Here is a 21,391-nt window from a genome sequence, read left to right as displayed (position 1 = left end):
TCCTACAATTCAAGGGCGCTAAAAAGGCGAACATCTTAAAGCAAAACGGCGACCCGAAGGTCGCCGTTTATTACCGCTGTTTTTTATTTCAAAGCAGCTGTCATACCGTCGCGACCTGCTCTACCGGCACCGGCTTTGGCAGCGACGACAGGAACGCCATGATCAATGCCGCGACATACGGCAGCGATTGCACCAACAACATGACCACCCACAGCTTCATGTCGGCGCTTGGCAGGCCCTGCACCAGGCAGATGCCCAGCGCCGCGCCCCACAGCAACAGCATGATGAACAGCTCTTCACGCGCTTCCGAGATCGCTACCCACAAACCATGGCTGTCGGCGTTTTTCGGGGTGCGGAAGAACGGAATGCTGCTGGTGAAGAATCCGTACAACACTGCCTTGGCAATGGTGTGCGACAACGCCAGACCGGCCAATGCGGCTGCAAACGCGTCCTTCATGTTGACCCCGACCGCACGGCGGTAGAGGAAGATGATCTTGCCGACCTTGAACACGAACAACGCCAAGGGCGGAATTGCAAAGATCAGCAACGGTGGATCGACCCGTTGCGGCACGATGATCATCGCCCCCGACCACAGCAGGGCGCCGAGGGTGAAGAAGATGTTCATGCCGTCAGCCACCCACGGCAACCAGCCCGCGAGGAAGTGATAGCGCTGACCACGGGTCAACTCGGTGTCCTTGCCGCGCAGCAGGCTCGAGGTGTGGCGTTTGATGATCTGGATCGCACCATAGGCCCAACGGAAGCGCTGTTTCTTGAAGTCGATGAAGGTGTCCGGCATCAGACCCTTGCCGTAGCTGTTGTGGGAATAGGCAGCGGACAAGCCTTTTTCGAACACGCGCAGACCCAGTTCGGCGTCTTCACAGATACACCAGTCAGCCCAGCCCAGCTCTTCGAGCACCGAGCGACGGGTCATGGTCATGGTGCCGTGCTGGATGATCGCGTCACGGTCGTTACGGGTGACCATGCCGATGTGGAAGAAGCCTTTGTATTCCGAGTAGCAGAGCTTCTTGAAGGTGCTTTCGTTCTGGTCGCGGTAATCCTGCGGCGACTGCACTACGGCGATTTTCGGATCGGCGAAGTGCGGCACCATGTGCTTGAGCCAGTTGCGATCGACGCAGTAGTCCGAGTCGATCACCGCAATCACTTCGGCATCCGGCGCGGTGTGCGGAATCAGGTAATTCAGGGCACCGCCCTTGAAACCGGCCAATGGCGCGACGTGGAAAAACTTGAAGCGCGAACCGAGCATTTCGCAATGCGCCTTGACCGGTTCCCAGACAGCCGGGTCTTTGGTGTTGTTGTCGATGATCAGGACTTCGAAGTCCGGGTAATCGAGCGCGGCCAATGCGTTGAGGGTCTGTTTGACCATCTCCGGTGGCTCGTTGTAGCACGGCACATGCACCGAGACTTTCGGCCGGTAGGCTTCGTCCGCTTCGACCGGCAGGAATTCACGACGCCGCTTGTGGGTCCATACCGCTTCCGCCAGCTCGTGGGCTTCGGCCATCAACACGATGAACACCCCCAATGCACCCAACGCCAGCAGGAAGCCTACCGTGAGGCTGAACCAGGTGCTGTATTGCTGGCTGTAGTCGTAACCGATCCACACCAGCACCGAACCACAAAGGAACGCGGTGAAGGTCAGGAAGGTGCGGCCACGTTGACGCAGTGCCGAACCGTCGATCAGCAGCAGGGCCAGGGCCAGCAAGGCCAGGACCACCGAACCGATCGCCAGCACGCGCCATTGCGGGATCGCCACCACCGGGCCTTCAAAATTGAATTTCTGTTGGCGAGCAGCGTTGTACACGCCCCAGTACGCGCCCACGGAACCTTCGTCGCTGGCTTTCCACGGCTGATCGAACGCTTCGATCACGAAGTAGTTGTAGCCCTGACGGTTAAGCTTGTTGACCAGAGTGCGCAGGTAGATCGCCTGATCCGACTGAGTCGCATCGGCACCACCACGCATGCGGCCATTGCTCGGCCAGCCCACTTCGGACAGCAGCAGCGGCTTTTTCGGAAACATTTTTTTCAGTTCCCGCGCACGGTCGAGTACGTATTGGCCAGCCTTGTCCATGGGAATGAATTCCCAGTACGGCAGAATGTGCGCGGCAATCAAGTCGACGTGTTTGGCCAGTTCCGGGTATTTCTCCCAGATGTGCCATTGCTCGGAGGTGGTCACCGGGACTTTCACCGCCGCGCGCACGCGGTCGAGGATCGCACTCAGCTGTTGTACGGTGATTTCACGACGGAACAAGGCTTCGTTACCCACCACCACGCGAACCACGCTGCGAGTAGTGTTGGCCAGTTCGATGGCCTTGGCGATTTCGCGTTCGTTACGCTCCAGATCGGGGCTGATCCAGATTCCGAGGGTCACGCGCAGGCCGAACTCTTCCGCCAGTTTCGGAATATTCGCCAGCGTACCGTCGACCGAGTAGATACGGATACTGTCGGTGTGCTTGCTCATCAACTCCAGGTCCTGACGCATTTCGTCGTCAGTCGGGTAGATGCCTTTTTGCGGATTTTCATCCTGGCGAAAAGGAGAGTAAGAGAAGCCGGAGATCTGCTCGGGCCAGTCGGGGGTTGTAACCGGGCGGTTGATCAGCGCCCAGAAGCCGGTGAATAGTGCGGCGATTGCGACCACTACCACCAGGTTGAGTCCAAATTTACGCGATGCCATAGATGTTTCTGGTTCCAAAGGGTGGAACAGGGAATAGCCGACGAACGCCGGTCGGCGCGCATCCTACTCTGGGCCTTGTACGGCTGTACAGTAAGATGGCTATTGGTCAACTTTAATGAAACTAAGTTCTGTAACAAGTTGTCTTGCCGACGAAATCACCAAGAACTGTAGGAACGGGCTTGTCTGCGATAGCGCTTCATCAGGATAAAGATGCTCTGAACCCCATACGGCCCTATAATGCGCGCCGGTTTTTGGGGTAATGGTCATGAGCACAGAAGATCCGCGGTTTGCTGGCGTCGCCCGTTTGTATGGCATCGAAGGCCTGGAGCGGTTGCGCGCGGCGCATGTGGCGATCGTCGGCATCGGCGGAGTCGGTTCGTGGGCGGCGGAAGCGATGGCTCGCTGCGGTGTCGGCGAGATCTCGTTGTTCGACCTGGATGACGTCTGCGTCAGCAACAGCAATCGCCAGTTGCATGCGCTGGACGGCACCATCGGCCGGGCCAAGGTCGAGGTCATGGCCGAACGCCTGCGTGCGATCAACCCGGACTGCACGGTGCACGCCGTCGCCGATTTCGTCACCCGCGAGACCATGGCCGAGTACATCACCCCGGACATCGACTGCGTGCTCGACTGCATCGACAGCGTTAACGCTAAAGCCGCGCTGATCGCCTGGTGCAAACGCCGCAAGATCCAGATCATCACCACCGGCGGTGCGGGCGGGCAGATTGACCCGACGCTGATCCAGGTCTGCGACCTCAACCGTACCTTCAACGATCCGCTGGCCTCTAAAGTGCGCTCGACTTTGCGTCGCGACTACGGTTTCTCGCGCACCGTGACCCGGCATTACAGCGTGCCGTGCGTGTTTTCCACCGAACAACTGCGCTATCCAAAACCGGACGGCAGCATTTGCCTGCAGAAGAGCTTTGTCGGCGATGGCGTGAAGCTGGACTGCGCCGGTGGTTTCGGCGCGGTGATGATGGTCACTGCGACCTTCGGTATGGTCGCGGCCACCAAGGCGGTGGATAAGATTGTCGCTGGCGCGCGACGTCCGTCAGAACGCAGTAAACCTGCTCAGGCGTTGCCGCAAGCCAGCTGACGCATGCGTTGCAGCACGGCATTCAAGCCGTTGCTGCGTGAGGGCGAGAGTTGCCGGCTGAGGCCCAGTTGGCTGAACCAGTCCGGCAAGTCCACCTGCTGCAGATCTTCAGCCGACAACCCGTTGACCCTTGCCAGCAGCAGCGCCACCAGACCCCGAATCAAACGCGCATCGCTGGCCGCGCGAAATTGCCAGTGACCGTTACTGATGTCGCCCAGCAACCAGACCTGGCTTTCGCAGCCGTGCACCCGATGTTCTTCGGTTTTTTCCTCGTCGCTGAGGGCGGGCAAGCGTTCGCCCCACTGCATCAACAGGCGTGCACGTTGTTCCCAACCGAGCGACTGATTGAAGGTCTCGAGCGCGGTCTGCGCCTCGGCTGGCAGGTTCATCGCAGCAGCTCCAACGCCTGATCCAAGGCACTGAAAAAGCGCGCCAGGTCGTCGGAATCGTTGTACAGCGCCAGGGAAACCCGAATCGCACCCGTCAGGTCGAGGCTTTTGATCAGCGGCATGGCGCAGTGGTGTCCGGCGCGTACGGCGATGCCTTGTTCGGTGAGCAGGTGCGCCAGGTCGGCGTTGTGAATACCGTCGACCACGAAACTCACCAGTGCGGTCTGGGGGTTGCCCAGCACGCGCACGCCTTCACGGGCTTTGAGGCCGTTCAGCAGCAAACTGTGCAGCGCGGCTTCGTGGACCAGCACCGCGTGGTGATCGAGGCTCGCCAGGTAGCCCAGCGCCGCGCCAAGGCCAATCACGCTGGCAATCGGCGGCGTCCCGGCTTCAAAACCCAGCGGTGCAGCGCGGAAGCTGGCGTCATGGTAATCCACGTTCAACACCATCTCGCCACCAAACTGCCAGTGACGCAGTTGCGCCAAGGCCTGATGACGGCCACACAACGCGCCAACGCCGTCGGGGCCATACAGCTTGTGGCTGGAAAACACATAGAAATCACAGCCCAGCGCCTGCACATCATGGCGACCGTGGACGACGCCCTGGGCGCCATCGACAACGGTCAGCGCGCCGGCAACCTTTGCCATGTTCAGCAATTCAGGTAACGGCTGCCAGGTGCCCAGTACGTTGGACAGTTGGCTCACCGCCAGCAAGCGGGTGTGTGGGCCGATCAGCTCGGCTGCGGTTTGCAGATCGATCAGACCGTCGGCGTCGAGCGGCAGGATCACCAGCTTGAGGTCCCGGCGCCGGGCCAACTGCTGCCAGGGCAACAGATTGGCGTGGTGCTCCAGAGCGCTGATGACAATTTCATCGCCGGCGCTGAACAGATGCTCAAGCCCATAGGCCAACAGGTTCAGCGCCGAGGTCGCGCCGTGGGTAAAAACAATTTGCGCGATGTCGCCGGCATTCAGCCAGTCAGCAACTTTGCGCCGGCTGTCTTCGAAGGCCTGGGTCGCGGTGGCGCCCGGCAGGTGTTGCGCTCGATGCACGTTGGCTGCGCCATTGACGTAGTAATGGTGCAGGGCATCCAGCAGTATTTGAGGTTTTTGCGTGGTCGCGGCGTTGTCCAGATAGGTCTGGCCTTGCCGATGCAGTGCGGCGATGGCTGGGAAATCAGCACGCCAGGGGGAGGGCAGAAGCATGGTTATTCAAACTCGATGGACCGGATCCGAGTGTATATCAATACAACCTCGGATCCGGACGCTGCATCACATCAGTTGTGAGCGTGCAGCGCTTCGTTCAGCTCGATGGCCGACTTGTGGGATTTGCATTCCACGGCACCGGTTTGCGAGTTGCGACGGAACAGCAGGTCCGTTTGATCTGACAGTTCGCGGGCCTTGACCACTTTTACCAGCTCGTTTTTATCGTCAAGCAGCGCGACTTTGGTTCCGGCGGTGACGTACAGGCCCGCTTCCACGGTGTTGCGATCACCCAGGGAAATACCAACGCCGGCGTTGGCGCCGATCAGGCAGCCTTCACCGATCTTGACGATGATGTTGCCACCGCCCGACAGGGTGCCCATGGTCGAGCAACCGCCGCCCAGGTCGGAACCCTTGCCAACGAAGATGCCCGCGGAGATGCGTCCTTCGACCATGCCCGGACCTTCGGTGCCGCCGTTGAAATTGACGAAACCTTCGTGCATCACGGTGGTGCCTTCGCCGATGTAAGCGCCCAGACGCACGCGTGCGCTGTCAGCGATACGCACGCCGCTCGGCACCACGTAGTCGGTCATTTTCGGGAATTTATCGACCGAGAACACTTCCAGCAGTTCGCCCTTGAGGCGCGCTTCCAGCTGACGCTCGGCCAGTTCGCCCAGGTCGACGGCGCCTTGGCTGGTCCAGGCTACGTTCGGCAGCAACGGGAAGATGCCGGCCAGGCTCAGGCCGTGTGGCTTGACCAGACGGTGCGACAACAGGTGCAGCTTGAGGTAGGCCTCAGGCGTCGAGGTCAGCGCCGCGTCTTCGGCGAGCAGGGTGACGACCAGTGGCTTGTGGCTTTCGGCCAGACGGGTCAGCAAAGCAGCCTGACCGGCGTCGATGCTCTTCAGGGTTTCCGCCAGTTGCGACGCCTGAGTGGTGTTGAAGGCGATGGCCTGGTTGCCGCCGGTGTAGCCCAGTGCTGGCGCGATGGCAGCGACCAGTTCGGCCGACGGGTTGAGCAGTGGCTGCGCGTAGAACACTTCCAGCCAGGTGCCTTGACGGTTTTGAGTGCCGACGCCAAACGCCAGGCTGAACAGAGAATTGGACATGAAGATACCTCTAACATTCTTTACTGATGTGAACGGGGCTCTAGCAGCGCTGTGGCTTACTCGAAGGCCGCCGCATACAGATCGGGCTTGAAGCCAATCACGGTTCTGTCGCCGAGATCGAGCACCGGGCGCTTGATCATCGACGGTTGTGCGAGCATCAGTTCGATGGCCTTGGCTTGATCGAGATCGGCTTTTTGTCCGTCGTCGAGTTTGCGAAAGGTCGTCCCGGCCCGGTTGAGCACGACTTGCCAGCCATGCTCGTTACACCACTGGGTCAAATGCTCGCGGTCGATACCGACCGTTTTATAGTCATGAAAATCGTAGCTCATGGCTTTTTCGTCGAGCCAGGTGCGCGCTTTTTTCATGGTGTCGCAGGCTTTAATCCCGTATAGGTGTAAGCCCTTGTTTTTGCTGGAGGAATTTTCCATCCCCGAAACTCCTCTCAGTAGTCCGCAAAAATTCAGCGGGTGATTATGCCACGTCCGACTACTTGGCGCTTAGGCAGTCTGCCAAGCGCGCTGATCGCCGCCCGCGGCAGAGTAAGGCACAGGTTTAAGACGAAGCGATGACTGTTATAAAATTTCACGGATGAGGGGTGAATACTGGGTACAGCAACTATTGGTTAAAATTTACCTTTTTAATTGCAGGCGTCGAGAGTCGTTTTTCACACTTTTTTCGCTCCGCGAAAGGCACCATCCAACGCGCTATGAGTACCTGTCTGGCCTATGGAAGGTTCAGCCATTTATCTGGAGATACACGTTTGTCCTCTTTACCCCTAGCTCAATCACCGGCAGTGCCGATGGCGACATTGCGCCAGCAGTCATGGCTCCTCGGCCTTGTGGCGCTGGTGTTGTTCGTCATCGGCAATTACCAACAGCAGGCGCTGGGATTCGACTCGCGCTTCGTGCTGTTTGCCGAGGAAATGTTGCGCCACGGTCCGGGCTTTTTTCCGACCACCTACGGTGAACCGTATCCGGACTACTCCGCGACCACGACCTTTTTCATCTATCTGCTCTCGCTGCCGTTCGGGCAGGTGAACAGCTTCACCGCGTGGTTGCCAACCGCGCTTTCTTCAGCCATTCTGGTCATGCTGATGTATCGCCTGGTTGCGCCGTACTCGCGTTTGTGGGCGCTGTTGAGTGTTGCCTTGCTACTGCTGAGCAACACCTTTATCACCGAGACCCGCGCGGTGTCGCTGGATCAGATGCTGGCCACGGTGGCCTTTGCGGTGTTCTACCTGGGGTATGCCGTCGATCACTTTGAAGCTCGCCAACGCAGGGGCTGGATTCTGGCGCTACTGGTGCTGGGATTCGCCATTCGTGGGCCGATCGGGCTGGTAGTGCCCACCGGCATGCTCTGCAGTTATTACGTGCTGAACGGCCAATGGCGCCGGATGTTTATCTTCGGCGTCCAGGCGGCGGTGTTGTTGGTGGCCTGCGTCGGCGTGCTGCTGCTGTTGGCCCATGTGGCTGGCGGTGCGGACTTCTTGCACGAAGTGGTGCGGATGCAGTTCACCTCACGCATGGATGGCAGCGAGGGCAAGAGCAGCGTGCTCTACTATTTCACCAGTTCCGTGGGTAACTACGCGCTGGCTTATCCATTGGCCGCGCTGGTGTTGGCGGCGCTGTTGCTGAGCAAACGCGAGCAGCATGACCCTGCGCTGCGGCTGGTTGTTTTTTGTGCGGTGGCGGGCTTGATCGTGATGATCGGTCTCTCGGTGCCGCAAGCCAAGAAGGCCCGGTACATGCTGCCGATGATTCCCATGGCGGCGATCATCGCGGCCTATCCGTTTCAGGTTGCGCAGGGGCGTGTTTTCGCCGGGTTGCGTTGGCTGATTCAAGGTATCTGGCTGTTATTGCCGAGTCTGCTGATCGTTGGCCTGCTGGTGGCGCGGCATCGTTTTTCCGATCAACTCCACTCCATCAGGTTGATTCTGACGGTGCTGGTGGTGTTGCAATTGATCGCCGTGGCGCTGTTGTTCAAAGTCCAGTGGCGGTCTGTTGGCCTGGCCATTTGTGGCGTGCTGTCGGTGTGGGCGAGTTATATCCTGGTGTTCGAGCCGGTGGAACGAGCGGTGTATGACACGCGCAGTTTTTCCCAGGCGGTTTATGGGGCGATTAAGCAAGCGCCGGCACCGCTGGTCCTTCATCAACTGACCAAGGACGGCAAGGCCATCAAGTTCATGGTCAATGTTCCGGAAGACTTGCAACCGCTGTTTACCAATACCACCGAACAAGTGACCAACATCAAGGCGCCGGCCTGGCTGCTGATGGAGCAGCGTGACTTCAAGGCGCTGCAAGGCACACGGATCGCCGAGTTACCGGTCATGGTCAGTGGTCGTTTCGATAATGACGAATATGTGTTGCTGCACGTGCCACAAGCGCCCACCAGCGCGCCCTGACAGCGGATTGTAGGAGCAGGCTTGCCCGCGGTGGCGGCCTGCCTGACGCACTGCGACAGCCATTCGCCAACACGTTGGCGAATGGCTGCGTAAGCGCCGGAGACTTCCCAGACAACAGAAAGTCTCCTACCGATGATTACTCGGCGGTGGCAGCCGACCACTGCTGATGCGGGATCGGCAGGTTACGCGAGTCGCCACGACCCATCGGGAAATACTGGAAGCCTTTGCGCGCCATGCGCTCGGTGTCGTACAGGTTGCGACCGTCGAAAATCACCGGTTGGTTCAGGCGCTCCTTGATCAGGTTGAAGTCCGGTGCCTTGAACTGTTGCCATTCGGTGCAGATGATCAGCGCATCGGCGCCGCCCAATACCGACTCAGGCGTACCCATCAGGGTCAGGCCCGGATGGTTGCCGTAAATGCGCTGGGTTTCCTGCATGGCTTCGGGGTCATAGGCCAGAACTTTCGCGCCCGCTTCCCACAAGGCTTCCATCAACACACGGCTAGGCGCATCGCGCATGTCGTCGGTGTTGGGTTTGAACGCCAGGCCCCAAATGGCGAAGGTCTTGCCGCGCAGTTCGCCTTTGAAGAACGCATTCACGCGCTCAAACAGCTTGGTCTTCTGACGCTGATTGATGGCTTCCACTGCTTCCAGCAGATCGCTCGAGCAATGGGCCTGCTGGGCGCTGTGGATCAGGGCGCGCATGTCTTTAGGGAAGCACGAGCCGCCGTAACCGGCACCTGGATAGATGAAGTGATAACCGATACGCGAGTCGGCACCGATGCCCAGACGTACATGCTCGATGTCGGCACCCAGGTGTTCGGCCAGCTCGGCGATCTGATTGATGAAGCTGATCTTGGTCGCCAGCATGCAGTTGGCGGCGTACTTGGTCAGCTCGGCGCTGCGCAGGTCCATGAAGATGATGCGATCATGGTTACGGTTGAAGGGTCCGTAGAGTTCGCGCATGACTTCGCGTACTTCTTCGCGCTCGCAGCCGATCACGATGCGATCCGGGCGGCGGCAGTCGGAAACGGCCGAGCCTTCTTTGAGAAACTCCGGGTTGGAGACGATATCGAACTCCAGCGTGCGACCGGCTTTCTGCAGTGCGGCTTCGATGTGCGCGCGCAGGGTGTCGCCGGTGCCGACCGGTACGGTGGATTTTTCCACCAGAATCAGCGGTTCGACACGATGGCGAGCAACCGCGTCGCCAACGGACAACACGTATTTCAGATCAGCGGAGCCATCTTCATCCGACGGCGTACCCACGGCGATGAACAGCACCTGACCGTGCTCGATGGCCATTTTTTCGTCGCTGGTGAAATGCAGACGGCCGCTTTCCAGGTTCTCGCGGACCATGCTCTCCAGGCCCGGCTCGAAGATACTGACCTGACCTTTCTTCAGCAGCTCGATCTTGTTCTGGTCGACGTCCATGCACACGACGTCATGGCCCACTTCTGCCAGGACAGTTGCCTGCACCAGACCTACATAACCGCTACCAATTACACTGATTTTCATACTAGGTCCCTAGGACGGGGTATACGTGGAGAGTTGATCGTAATAACACCGAGGATGACCAGAGCCACTCCCAGTGTCTTTGAAAGACTGAAGCTTTCATTAAAGAATGGCAGGCTCGCAGCCAGCAAATATACCAGCGCATAGCTGATGCTGAGCAACGAATACGCCCGGCCCAGCGGCAGGTCACGCAAGGCAAATAACCAACAGAGCATGGACAGGGCGTAAGCAAGGATCGCCGCAATCACGACGCCAGCTGCCAACAGATTAATATTGCCACTGCTCAGCGCATCCAGCCACTGAGTGGGGGAGGGCAGCCGGGTCATGCTCCAGCGCATGCCCAGTTGCGCGCCGCTGACCAGCAGCACGCTGCCCAGGGCGAAAGTAATGCCTTTGCGCAGGTTCATGCCTGTTGCCCGAGCAAGACGACGCCGGAAATCACCAGCACCACGCCCATCCAGTGGCGGCGGTCGATAGATTCTTTGAACAGGTAGTGCGCGACCACCGTGATCAGCACGAAATTCAGGCTCAGCATCGGGTAGGCAATGCCGACTTCCAAACGCTGCAGGACAAATAGCCAGAGCAACAGGCCGAATCCAAGACTGGCCAAGGCCAACCATAACCAGCCCGAGCGCAGCGCCAGGCCGATGCTCATGTCCCGGCCGCGAAAGCTTTCCACGGCGAACTTCTGTGCGATCTGGCCCAAACAGCTCAGCAGGCAGGCGGCAATCAGCAGGATGAAGGTCATCATTGTGCCTGGGCGAAGATCAGGATCATGATGCTCCCTTCCTCGTAGCGAATAGCGTCCTGGGGCAGCAACGCGACGTCACGCCGGTCATCATCGCTGGTGACCCGTAACACCACGCCGACCGGACCTTGACGTCGGGCATTGAGCATCCATTGCTGGACGTCTTTTTCGCCGACCGTGCGAGCGGCGGCGTCAGGGTAGTTCAAGCCGTACTTGAGTTCGCCGACGGTGTTGTACAACGCCACGTCAGGACGGCGAATACGCCAGGCCAACGCCGAGGCGGCGCCGAGGTCATTGCTCAGCAGGGTTTTACTCTGGCTGAGCTCCTGTGCGTGGCGGGCGATGAACAGATCTGGCGTCTTGTTGAACACCAGGCGGTTCGGCAGCGCGGCGGGCAGCAACGCCACCACCAGCCACGCACCGACGGCGGACGAAGCCCACCAGGTGCGGGGCTTGAGCGCTTGCATGAGATTGGTCACGACCCAGCCTGACAGGGCAATCACCAGCAGCGCCACATGCAGCGGTTCGTTGTCGTAGACCGGACGTTTCCATTGCAGGTAGGCCAGCACCGCCAGCCCCAGCAGGCCCAGCACTACGTTGAGCACGCCATTGAGCCGAACAGCGCCGACTTTGGCCTGTTCGATGCGATCAGCCAGCACCGAGCCCATCAACAGCGCCAGCGGCAACATGCACGGCATGATGTAGGTCGGCAGCTTGCCGCGGCTCAGGCTGAAAAACGCCAGCGGCAGCAACAGCCACAGCAGCAGAAAAGCGCTTTTGGCCTGACCCTTGGTCAGCCATGCCTGTTTGAAGGTGCTTGGCAGCAGCGCGGCCCACGGCAGGCTGGCGATGACCAGCACGGGCAGATAGAACCACAATGGCTGCGAATGCTGGGCGTCATCACCGGCAAAGCGGCGGATATGCTCGTGCCAGAAGAAGAAACTCCAGAAGTCCGGCTCGTGGTATTGCACGGCCAGCGCCCAAGGCAGGCAAACCAGCACCGCGACAATGACTGCCAGGGGGCCGTATTTGAACAGTTCGCCGAGGCGTTTTTGCCAGAGCATATACGGCAGGGCGATCAGCGCCGGCAGCAGCCAGGCGAGAAAACCCTTGGTCATGAAGCCCATGGCACAGGCAAACCCCAGCAGCGCCCAATGCAGTAAACGTTCACGGCCCGTGGCGTTGATCGCGAACCACAGCGTCACGAGGCTCAAGTTGACCCACAGGGTAAATTGCGGGTCCAGGTTGGCGTAGCCAGCTTGAGTGGCCACCAGGCCAAAACTGAGAAACAGCAGGGTGCAGATAAAGCTCTTGCGCGGGTCGTTCCACAAACGGCGGGCGACCAGGTACGCCAACAACGCACTGAGCCCGACGCTGAGCACCGAGGCAATGCGCACACCAAATAAATTCTCGCCAAAGACGGCCTGACCGATAGCGATCATCCAATAGCCGGCGATGGGCTTTTCAAAGTAGCGCAGCCCCATGAAATGGGGAGAGATCCAGTCGCCGCTGAGCAGCATTTCCTGACCGATTTGCGCGTAACGGCTTTCGTCTGGAATCCACAGGCCGTGCGAGCCCAGCGGTAGAAGAAAAGCCAGGCAGAACGCGAGCAGTAAAAGGGGGAGTGCCCAGCGAGCGGTCATGGACGTTGTACTCCCAACCAGCCCTCGCGACCGTTCAAGGCGCCGCGAACCAATTGCCCTGCCGGCAGGGAATCGATCTGTGCAGGCAACAAGTTGCCCAAGGGTTGGAAAAGAATATCGCGTGCGCGTGCCTGCGCGAGCAATTGACGAAAGTCATTGGCCATGAGAATCCCTTCTACTTCTGCATGAATCGTGTACACGTTCAGGTTCTCGGCGCGGAAACGCTCGAGAATGAATGCGTTGAAGTCGCCAGCGCTCACGTCCGGTCCGACGACTTCGTCGAAAGTGGGCATGTCCACTGGGATTTGCGGTGTACCCAGGCTGCCATCCAGCAGCCTGGGTTGAAACAGACTGCTGCCGCGACAATCACTGTTGTAACGGAAGCCGAACGTTTCCTTGGCTTCCACTACGTGCTCATCCGCACGCCAGCCGGCCGTGGCCGAACAGTCGATGCGTTGACCAATGATGTCGCTGAGGCAATCGACGCCGAGACGAATCTGCTCGATCAGTTGCGCTTCGCTCCAGCGTCCGGCATTGGCCTGCCAGCCGTGGTGATCCCAGGCATGCAGGCCGACTTCGTGACCGGCGTCGACCGCCTGGCGCATCAGGTGACCCAGGTCGCGCCCGATTGGCTTGCCCGGCCAGGCGGTGCCGGCCAGCAAAATATCCCAGCCATATAGGCTGGCAGCCTTCGAACGGAGCATTTTCCAGAAGAACTGTGGGCGGATGAGACGCCATAAATGGCGCCCCATGTTGTCCGGCCCGACGCTGAAAAAGAACGTCGCTTTGATCTGAGCTTCATCGAGCATTTCCAACAGCCGAGGCACCCCCTCCCGGGTGCCACGATAGGTGTCTACATCGATCCGGAGTCCTGCCTGCATCAGCGCTTGTCCGCGATTTCAGCCATGGCTTCACGCAGGAAAAAGTCCAGGGTGTTGCCGATGGTTTCGCTCATCTCGACGGTAGGCTCCCAGTTCAGCAGGCGCTTGGCGTTTTCGATGCTTGGCTTGCGGTGTTCCACGTCCTGGTAACCGGCACCGTAGAACGCCTTGCTTTCTACGTCGCGGAAACCGGCGAACGGAGGGAAGTTGGCACGCAGCGGGTGAGCTTCGAACTGACGCAGCAGTTCTTCGCCCAACTGACGGATGCTGGCTTCGTTGTCCGGGTTACCGATGTTGATGATCTGGCCGTTGCACGCGTCATTGTCGTTGTCGATGATGCGTGCCAGCGCTTCGATACCGTCGGCGATGTCAGTGAAGCAGCGCTTCTGCTCGCCACCGTCGAACAGACGAATCGGCGTACCTTCCACCAGGTTCAGGATCAACTGGGTGATGGCGCGGGAGCTACCGATACGAGCCGAGTCCAGACGGTCCAGGCGCGGGCCCATCCAGTTGAACGGACGGAACAGGGTGAAGTTCAGGCCCTTGGCGCCGTAAGCCCAGATGACGCGGTCCAGCAGTTGCTTGGAAACCGAGTAGATCCAGCGTTGCTTGTTGATCGGGCCAACGATCAGGTTCGAAGTGTCTTCGTCGAAGTTCTTGTCCTGGCACATGCCGTAGACTTCGGACGTCGACGGGAAGATCACGCGCTTGTTGTACTTCACGCAGTAGCGAACCAGTTTCAGGTTCTCTTCGAAGTCCAGTTCGAAAACACGCAGCGGGTTGCGGGTGTATTCGATAGGCGTCGCGATGGCCACCAGCGGCAAGACCACGTCGCACTTCTTGATGTGATATTCGATCCACTCGGAGTGAATCGAGATATCGCCTTCGACGAAGTGGAAGTTCGGGTGGCTGCGCAGACGCTCAACCGCGTCGGAGCCGATGTCCAGACCGTAGACTTCGTACTTGTCGTCACGCAGCAGGCGCTCGGACAGGTGGTTGCCGATGAAACCGTTGACGCCCAGGATCAGTACACGGGTACGACGCGGAGCACGGCCCGATTCAGCACCACGCAGCACGGAACCATCAACCAGACCCAATTCGTTGGCCAGTTGTGGGCCGCTCAGATACAGACCGCTTTCGTTACGCTGACCGGCGTTGACCACCAGCGAGTCTTCGCCACAGGCGATACGCAGTGGATCGACACTGATCACGCGGCCAGGTGCCAGACCTTCGTTGCCTTTGACAACTTCGGCACTCCAGACGATCAGCTTGTGCTCGCCTACCGCACAGAACGCGCCCGGGTAAGGCTTGGTCACGGCGCGAACCAGGTTGAACAGTTCTTCAGCAGGGCGCTTCCACACCAGCTTGCCGTCTGCCGCGGTACGACGACCGAAGTAAGTGGCTTTGGATTCGTCCTGCGCGGTCTCGGTCAGTTTGCCTTGAGCCAAATTTGGCAGGGCGTCCTTGAGCAGATCAGCTGCGGCCGAACGCAATTTGCCGTGCACGGTCAGTGCGGTGTCGGCACGCTCGATGGCTACTCGGCTCTGCGCCAGGATCGCGCCAGCATCAGCGCGTTTGACCATGCGGTGCAGGGTGACGCCGGTTTCGGTTTCGCCGTTGACCAGCACCCAGTTGGCCGGTGCGCGACCGCGATAAGTCGGCAGCAGCGAACCGTGCAGGTTGAAGGCACCTTTGGCGGCGCAGGCCAGCAGCTCTTCGCTCAGCAGGTTGCGGTAGTAGAACGAGAAGATGAAGTCCGGGCTCAGTTTGGCGATGCGCTCGATCCACAATGGATGGTTGGCATCTTCAGGAGCGTGAACCGGAATGCCCTTGAGTGCGCACAGCTGTGCAACCGAACCGTAGAAATTGTTTTCCTTCGGGTCATCAGCGTGGGTAAACACGGCGGCGATGTCATAGCCGGCGTTCAGCAGGGCTTCGATGCCAACGCAGCCAATATCGTGGTAGGCAAAGACGACAGCTTTCGGATTCATGATGCGACCTGATTGGAAGTTGAAGTAGAGGATTCTTCGCTGACCGCTGCGGTGGTAACCGGGGCGGCAACGGGAGGCTGGCTACGCAGCACTTTTTCGATGAAGAAACGTGGGCGGGCACGCACATCGCTGTACATGCGGCCGAGGTATTCACCCAGCAAACCCATACCGATGAACTGGCCACCGGTGAAGATAAACAGCACGGCGAACAGCACGAAGGAACCATCGCCGGCCCACGCGGCGCCGAAGATCAGACGCAGGAAGATCAGCATGAAGGCGAACAGTCCACCCACAATCGCCATGCTGAAACCGATGATGCTCAGCAGGCGCAGTGGGGTGGTGGTCATGCAGGTGACCAGGTCGAACATCAGGTTGATCAGACGCATCGGGCTGTATTTGGAATCGCCGTGTTCACGCTCGGCGTGCTGTACCAGCACTTCGGTGGTGTGACGGGCGAAGCTGTTGGCCAGGATCGGAATGAACGTGCTGCGTTCGCGGCAGGCGAGCATGGCGTCAACGATGGTGCGGCGATAGGCGCGCAGCATGCAGCCGTAGTCGCTCATGGCAACGCCAGTGGAGCGTTGCACGGCGAGGTTGATCACGCGCGATGGCCAGCGACGCCAGGCGGAATCCTGACGGTTGTTGCGCACAGTGCCGACCACGTCGTAGCCCAGCGCGGCCTGTTCCACCAGCCGCGGAATTTCTTCGGGGGGGTTTTGCAGGTCGGCGTCGAGGGTGATGACCACGTCGCCTTTGCACTGTTCGAAACCGGCCATGATCGCTGCGTGTTGCCCGTAGTTACGGTTGAGGATCACCGCAACGATGGAGCTGCCTGCGCGTTCGGCGGCATCTTGCAGGATTTGCGCGGAATCATCGCGGCTGCCGTCGTCGACCAGCACGATTTCGAACGGCTGCGTCAGCTGCGCGCAAGCGGCTTCGGTGCGGCGCAGCAGCTCGGGCAGGCTTTGCTCTTCGTTGTAGACCGGAATGACGATCGACACGCAATTAATCGGATAGGGTCTCAAAGGCTTCGTTCCAGAGTAGTTTCAATGGCGCTGGCTACCCGCTCGACGTCGTCGAGCGTCATGTCCGGGAACAACGGGATCGAGCACAGGCGCGCGGAGTTCCACTCGGTGTCAGGCAAGTGGACGTCCGGGTAGCGTTGACGGTAATACGTGTGCATGTGGGTCGCGACAAAGTGAATGCCGCTGCCGATGTTCTGCTCTTGCAGGCCTTTCATGAACGCTTCGCGATCCATGCCGCACTGCTCGGCGTCGATGCGCACGATGAACAGGTGCCAGGCGTGCTGCTGCGGATACGTCGGCAGGTGCAGCGGCTGGACCGGCAAGTGCGCCAGGCGCTTGAGATAGGCTTGCGCCAACACTTCACGCTTGGCGTTGATTTCGTCCAGACGCTTGAGTTGAACCAGGGCAATCGCAGCGTTGATATCGGCCAGGTTGTATTTGAAGCCCGGCTCGAGAACCATCGCCTGCGGTTTGCGACCGTGGGTCATGCGGTCGTAGGCGTCGACGCCCAGACCGTGGAACTTCAGGGTGCGCACGCGGTTGGCGAGGGCTTCGTCATCGCTGACAAACATCGCGCCTTCAGCGCAGGTCATGTTCTTGATCGCGTGGAACGAGAAAATCGCCGTGCCTTGCGCGCCGACCGGACGGCCACGGTAAGTGGTGCCCGCCGAGTGTGCCGCGTCTTCGATCACGGTAATGCCATGGCGATCGGCCAGCTCATACAGCGGATCCAGATCAAAGGCCGCGCCAGCGTAGTGCACCGGAATGATCGCTTTGGTCCGCGGCGTGATAGCCGCCGCGATCGCATCGACGTCGCTCATCAGGGTATGACGATCGACGTCAACGAACACCGGTGTGGCACCCAGCAGGCAGATCATGTTCGCCGTGGAGACCCAGGTCTGCGACGGGGTGATCACTTCATCGCCCGGGCCGATGCCCAGCGCCAGAAGCGTGACATGCATCGCACCGGTGGCCGAAGACAGCGCCACGGCGTGACGGCAACCCACGCGCTCGGCGAATTGTTGCTCAAGTTCCTGACTTTTCGGGCCGGTGGTAATCCATCCAGAACGTAGAACCTGCTCTACGGCGGCTATTTCCTCATCGCCAATACTTGGGCGGGAAAAGGGAAGGAAACTTTGATTCATGGGATCCTCTGGTACAGGAAGGTAGTGCGGCGTTAGATTACCTGCACACTACCCAATCATCGACTGTCTATTATTGGAAAACGAAGCTGCAGGGCCCGGTAGGGAATGCGAACTCGAAATGCCGGTACAGTTAAGCATAAAAGAGCAAGAGTGAAAAATACGTTTACGTTCAACGTGATCGGGCATGTGGACGCCTGGGCTCACGGTGCGACGGTGGGGCCGCAATCATTGGGTTATAAGGGTGGCCCGACGGACGACCAAAAAGCCCCTATGCTTTTGGGCTCCTGAACAGCGGTGGGGAACGCACAGAAAGGTTCGTCCCACACTAACATTCACAACCTGAACAGCGACTGTCAGGCAAAAAATCAACCCCCTGAAGCGGAGTCGGGCGTTGTGGTGAGGGCAGAACCGGCGGGGCGATTGTTTTATCGATGATTAAAGGGACATAGGGAAGACGCCACTTACAGGGTAGTTATCGTCAGATTAATAGGTTGCTATGCAGGGCCTGAAAGGATATTCGTTCTTGTTTAAGCGTACTTCGCGGATCGGGAAAAAGTCTTATGCAGGCCGCCTATACCGTCCTGATTCTACTGATGTTGGTCGGTATCTCACGTCTAGTTGCGCGGTTGATTCCGTTGCCGCTGCCATTGCTGCAAATTATTGCCGGTGCGTTGCTGGCGTGGCCGACCCTGGGCCTGCATGTCGCGCTGGACCCTGAACTGTTTTTGTTTCTGTTTTTGCCGCCGCTGCTGTTTTCCGACGGCTGGCGTATGCCAAAACGCGATTTGTGGCGCTTTCGCGGGCCGATCCTGACCCTGGCGGTGGGCCTGGTGCTGTTCACCGTGGTGGGCGCCGGGTTGTTTATTCATTGGCTGATTCCCAGTATTTCCTTGCCGGTGGCGTTCGCCCTGGCTGCGGTGTTATCGCCGACGGACGCGGTGGCGGTCTCAGCGATTGCCCGGGATCGATTGCCATCGCCGGTGATGCTTATGCTGCAAGGCGAAGCGCTGATGAACGACGCATCGGGCCTGGTGACCTTCAAATTTGCCTTGGCGGCGGCCGTGACGGGGGTGTTTTCGCTGGCCGAAGCCAGCGTGATCTTTGTGCTGGTGGCGTGCGGTGGGCTGGTAGTCGGCGTTGTGCTGAGCTGGGTATTGGGGCGTTTGCGTGGCTGGATGATCGCTCGTGGCTGGGATGATCCGGCGACGCACGTGGTGTTTATGCTGCTGTTGCCATTCGCGGCATACGTGTTGGCCGAGCAACTGGGGGCTTCGGGGATCTTGTCGGCAGTGGCGGCCGGGATGATGCAAAGCTGGGTCGACCTGTTGCCGCGCCAGACCAGCACCCGATTGCTCAATCGCAGCGTCTGGACTTTATTGGAGTTCGCGTTCAACGGACTGATTTTTTTGTTGCTGGGCCTGCAATTGCCGGACATCGTCAAGGCGGTGGCCAGTCATGACCTGCCGCTGTGGTCAACGCTGGGCGCGCGCGGGCTGGATGTACTGGCTATTTTCATTGCGCTGTTGGTGCTGCGTTACGTCTGGGTGCGCAGCGTGTCATGGTTGCGATTCGGTGTGCGGCATCTGCGCGGGCATGGCCACTCGTCGCTTGATCGGTCCGCGCGGTCGGGATGGTTGCTGACCTTGGGCGGGGTGCGAGGGGCGGTGACACTGGCTGGTGTGCTGTCGGTGCCGATGATGATAGCCCCCGGGGTGGACTTTCCTGAGCGTGACCTGCTGATTTTCATCGCGGCAGGCGTGATTTTGTTGTCGCTGATCACTGCCAGTATTGGCTTGCCGTTGTTGTTGCGCGGGGTGGTGAAAAGCCCGGATCACGTGATGAAACAGGAGGTTCAAGACGCCTGGAAGCGTACCGCCGAGGCAGCGATTCGTGCTCTGGAGGCGGACGATATGACCGGCAGCGCCACACCGCCGGATGCGGCCCAGGCGGCGTTGGTGATGGAGGTGAAGTCGCGGGTCATGACTGAGTATCGCCATCAGCTCGAGGTGTTCAACGACACCAAGGAGGCTCAGGCGCTGGCCTGGCAAATGGATCAGTTGGAACGGCAGTTGCGATTGCATGCGTTACGCGCGCAGCGGTTGGAGCTTTATCGGTTGAGCCGCCAGCGTCAGATTGGCGATGACGTGTTGCGTCAGGTCTTGAGTGAGCTGGATTTGAGTGAGGCGACGTTGGGGGTGACCAAGTAAATAGGGCGCCGCCCTGTAGGAGCAATCGGTCGACGCTCGAGTGTTCGCGAGCGCTTCACGCGGTGCGTCAGGCACACCGCCTCGCCAACGAGCTGGCTACAGGGTGGGGCAGATGACTAAATCAACCCTTGATGAAATCGCGAATCCGCTCAGCCGCTTCCACGCATTCGGCCAATGGCGCAACCAACGCCATGCGCACGCGTCCGGCGCCCGGGTTGAAACCATCCACTTCGCGCGACAGGTACGAGCCTGGCACCACGGTGACGTGCTCGGCGACGTACAGATCGCGGCAGAACTCGCTGTCGTCAGTGCCGACATGCGGCCACAGATAGAAACCACCGTCAGGGCGCTGCACGTCCATCACCGGCGCCAGAATCTCCAGCACGGCGTCGAACTTTTCGCGATACAGCGCACGGTTGGCGCGCACATGCACTTCGTCATTCCAGGCGGCGATGCTGGCCAATTGGGTTTGAACCGGCATGGCGCAGCCGTGGTAGGTGCGATACAGCAGGAAGGCCTTGAGGATATCGGCATCGCCGGCCACAAACCCGGAGCGCAGGCCCGGCAGGTTGGAGCGCTTGGACAGGCTGTGGAATACCACGCAGCGCTTGAAATCCTTGCGGCCCAGGGCTGCGCAGGCGCTGAGCAGGCCCGGCGGTGGCGTGGCTTCGTCGAAGTACAGCTCGCTGTAGCACTCGTCAGCGGCGATCACGAAGTCATGCTCGTCGGCCAGAGCGATCAATTTTTTCAGGGTTTCCAGCGGCACCAAGGCACCGGTCGGGTTGCCCGGCGAGCACAGGAACAGGATCTGGCAACGTTTCCAGACGTCGACCGACACCGCATCGAAATCCGGGTTGAAGCCATTTTCCGCCAGGCACGGCAGGTAGTGCGGCTGTGCGCCGGCCAGCAACGCCGCGCCTTCGTAGATTTGATAGAACGGGTTCGGGCTGACCACCAGGCCGTCGTCGCTGCGATTGACCACGGTTTGGGTGAACGAGAACAGCGCCTCGCGGGTGCCGTTCACCGGCAGGACATTGCGCGCCGGGTCGATCCAGCCAGCCGGTACATTGAAACGACGCTCGCACCAGGCGGCAATCGCTTCGCGCAAAGCCGGGATGCCGAGGGTGCTCGGGTAAACCGCCATCTGATCGAGGTTGGCGCTCAGGGCCTCGGCGACGAACGAGGGCGAGCGGTGTTTCGGCTCACCAATCGACAGCGCCACCGGGCGTTTTTCCGGGTTGGGTGTCACGCTGCCCAGCAGGACGCGAAGCTTTTCGAACGGGTAGGGCTGGAGCTGTTGCAGAGCGTTATTCATGGGCAAAAAATCTCAATAAGCGTGGCGCCGCAAAGGGCGCCGT

Annotated in this window: 17 protein-coding genes; 3 read left to right on the top strand and 14 right to left on the bottom strand. The window is 59.7% G+C overall.

Annotation, left to right across the window (positions count from 1 at the left end; genetic code table 11):
* Window positions 1-100: 100 nt before the first annotated feature.
* A complete protein-coding gene (locus ACF0H7_RS24690; protein WP_397449462.1) occupies window positions 101-2,689 on the bottom strand; it encodes a glycosyltransferase in 2,589 nt (862 codons plus the stop codon).
* Between the two features lie 265 nt (window positions 2,690-2,954).
* Here ACF0H7_RS24690 and tcdA point away from each other — a divergent pair, with 265 nt between their 5' ends.
* Complete coding sequence (gene tcdA / locus ACF0H7_RS24685; protein ID WP_397449461.1) at window positions 2,955-3,785, top strand: tRNA cyclic N6-threonylcarbamoyladenosine(37) synthase TcdA; 831 nt, start codon at window positions 2,955-2,957, stop codon at window positions 3,783-3,785.
* Here tcdA and ACF0H7_RS24680 read toward each other — a convergent pair.
* The 4 genes from ACF0H7_RS24680 to ACF0H7_RS24665 all read right to left on the bottom strand — a co-directional run bounded on the left by ACF0H7_RS24680 (window position 3,761) and on the right by ACF0H7_RS24665 (window position 6,910).
* Window positions 3,761-4,174 carry a SufE family protein gene (locus ACF0H7_RS24680; protein WP_397449460.1) on the bottom strand — a complete coding sequence of 138 codons (414 nt, stop codon included), beginning with the start codon at window positions 4,172-4,174 and terminating at the stop codon, window positions 3,761-3,763. The genes tcdA and ACF0H7_RS24680 overlap by 25 nt on opposite strands.
* Window positions 4,171-5,376 carry an aminotransferase class V-fold PLP-dependent enzyme gene (locus ACF0H7_RS24675; protein ID WP_397449459.1) on the bottom strand — a complete coding sequence of 402 codons (1,206 nt, stop codon included), beginning with the start codon at window positions 5,374-5,376 and terminating at the stop codon, window positions 4,171-4,173. The genes ACF0H7_RS24680 and ACF0H7_RS24675 overlap by 4 nt, the downstream gene beginning before the upstream one ends.
* Window positions 5,377-5,447: 71 nt before the next feature.
* The gene (gene dapD, locus ACF0H7_RS24670) at window positions 5,448-6,482 is read right to left on the bottom strand and encodes a 2,3,4,5-tetrahydropyridine-2,6-dicarboxylate N-succinyltransferase (protein WP_397449458.1); all 1,035 of its coding nucleotides are present in this window, start codon (window positions 6,480-6,482) and stop codon (window positions 5,448-5,450) included.
* Between the two features lie 56 nt (window positions 6,483-6,538).
* Window positions 6,539-6,910: an ArsC family reductase gene (locus ACF0H7_RS24665; RefSeq protein WP_397449457.1), complete on the bottom strand. Its 372-nt coding sequence runs from the start codon at window positions 6,908-6,910 to the stop codon at window positions 6,539-6,541.
* Window positions 6,911-7,281: 371 nt separating this feature from the next.
* Between ACF0H7_RS24665 and ACF0H7_RS24660 the strand changes: the two genes are divergently transcribed.
* Window positions 7,282-8,883 carry an ArnT family glycosyltransferase gene (locus ACF0H7_RS24660; RefSeq protein WP_397449456.1) on the top strand — a complete coding sequence of 534 codons (1,602 nt, stop codon included), beginning with the start codon at window positions 7,282-7,284 and terminating at the stop codon, window positions 8,881-8,883.
* A 136-nt stretch (window positions 8,884-9,019) separates the two neighbouring features.
* Here the strand turns inward: ACF0H7_RS24660 and ACF0H7_RS24655 are convergent, their stop codons facing one another.
* From ACF0H7_RS24655 to arnB, 8 genes are read right to left on the bottom strand one after another with little or no spacing between them, the layout of a single operon-like run.
* Entirely contained in the window at window positions 9,020-10,396 is a 1,377-nt protein-coding gene (locus ACF0H7_RS24655) for a UDP-glucose dehydrogenase family protein (RefSeq protein WP_397449455.1), read from the bottom strand.
* On the bottom strand, window positions 10,393-10,800 hold the full coding sequence (gene arnF, locus ACF0H7_RS24650) for a 4-amino-4-deoxy-L-arabinose-phosphoundecaprenol flippase subunit ArnF (protein ID WP_397449454.1): 408 nt from the start codon (window positions 10,798-10,800) through the stop codon (window positions 10,393-10,395). Before arnF ends, ACF0H7_RS24655 begins: the two co-directional genes overlap by 4 nt.
* Complete coding sequence (gene arnE / locus ACF0H7_RS24645; protein ID WP_397449453.1) at window positions 10,797-11,141, bottom strand: 4-amino-4-deoxy-L-arabinose-phosphoundecaprenol flippase subunit ArnE; 345 nt, start codon at window positions 11,139-11,141, stop codon at window positions 10,797-10,799. Before arnE ends, arnF begins: the two co-directional genes overlap by 4 nt.
* Complete coding sequence (gene arnT / locus ACF0H7_RS24640; protein WP_397449452.1) at window positions 11,141-12,784, bottom strand: lipid IV(A) 4-amino-4-deoxy-L-arabinosyltransferase; 1,644 nt, start codon at window positions 12,782-12,784, stop codon at window positions 11,141-11,143. Before arnT ends, arnE begins: the two co-directional genes overlap by 1 nt.
* Entirely contained in the window at window positions 12,781-13,665 is an 885-nt protein-coding gene (gene arnD / locus ACF0H7_RS24635; protein ID WP_397449451.1) for a 4-deoxy-4-formamido-L-arabinose-phosphoundecaprenol deformylase, read from the bottom strand. Before arnD ends, arnT begins: the two co-directional genes overlap by 4 nt.
* Window positions 13,665-15,656, bottom strand: a complete 1,992-nt coding sequence (arnA, locus tag ACF0H7_RS24630) for a bifunctional UDP-4-amino-4-deoxy-L-arabinose formyltransferase/UDP-glucuronic acid oxidase ArnA (RefSeq protein ID WP_397449450.1) — start codon at window positions 15,654-15,656, stop codon at window positions 13,665-13,667. The genes arnD and arnA overlap by 1 nt, the downstream gene beginning before the upstream one ends.
* The gene (gene arnC, locus ACF0H7_RS24625) at window positions 15,653-16,681 is read right to left on the bottom strand and encodes an undecaprenyl-phosphate 4-deoxy-4-formamido-L-arabinose transferase (RefSeq protein ID WP_397449449.1); all 1,029 of its coding nucleotides are present in this window, start codon (window positions 16,679-16,681) and stop codon (window positions 15,653-15,655) included. The genes arnA and arnC overlap by 4 nt, the downstream gene beginning before the upstream one ends.
* The gene (gene arnB, locus ACF0H7_RS24620) at window positions 16,678-17,826 is read right to left on the bottom strand and encodes a UDP-4-amino-4-deoxy-L-arabinose aminotransferase (RefSeq protein WP_397449448.1); all 1,149 of its coding nucleotides are present in this window, start codon (window positions 17,824-17,826) and stop codon (window positions 16,678-16,680) included. The genes arnC and arnB overlap by 4 nt, the downstream gene beginning before the upstream one ends.
* Before the next feature lie 560 nt (window positions 17,827-18,386).
* Here arnB and ACF0H7_RS24615 point away from each other — a divergent pair.
* Window positions 18,387-20,033: a Na+/H+ antiporter gene (locus ACF0H7_RS24615; protein ID WP_397449447.1), complete on the top strand. Its 1,647-nt coding sequence runs from the start codon at window positions 18,387-18,389 to the stop codon at window positions 20,031-20,033.
* A gap of 121 nt (window positions 20,034-20,154) precedes the next feature.
* Here ACF0H7_RS24615 and dapC read toward each other — a convergent pair whose 3' ends face one another.
* On the bottom strand, window positions 20,155-21,348 hold the full coding sequence (gene dapC / locus ACF0H7_RS24610; protein WP_397449446.1) for a succinyldiaminopimelate transaminase: 1,194 nt from the start codon (window positions 21,346-21,348) through the stop codon (window positions 20,155-20,157).
* Window positions 21,349-21,391 lie beyond the last annotated feature (43 nt).

Source organism: Pseudomonas sp. NA-150 (genome assembly GCF_044336365.1).
In the GTDB taxonomy this organism is placed as follows: Bacteria; Pseudomonadota; Gammaproteobacteria; order Pseudomonadales; family Pseudomonadaceae; genus Aquipseudomonas.
Note: the sequence above shows the minus strand (reverse complement) of the source record. Positions and strands in the feature narration are given on the sequence as shown.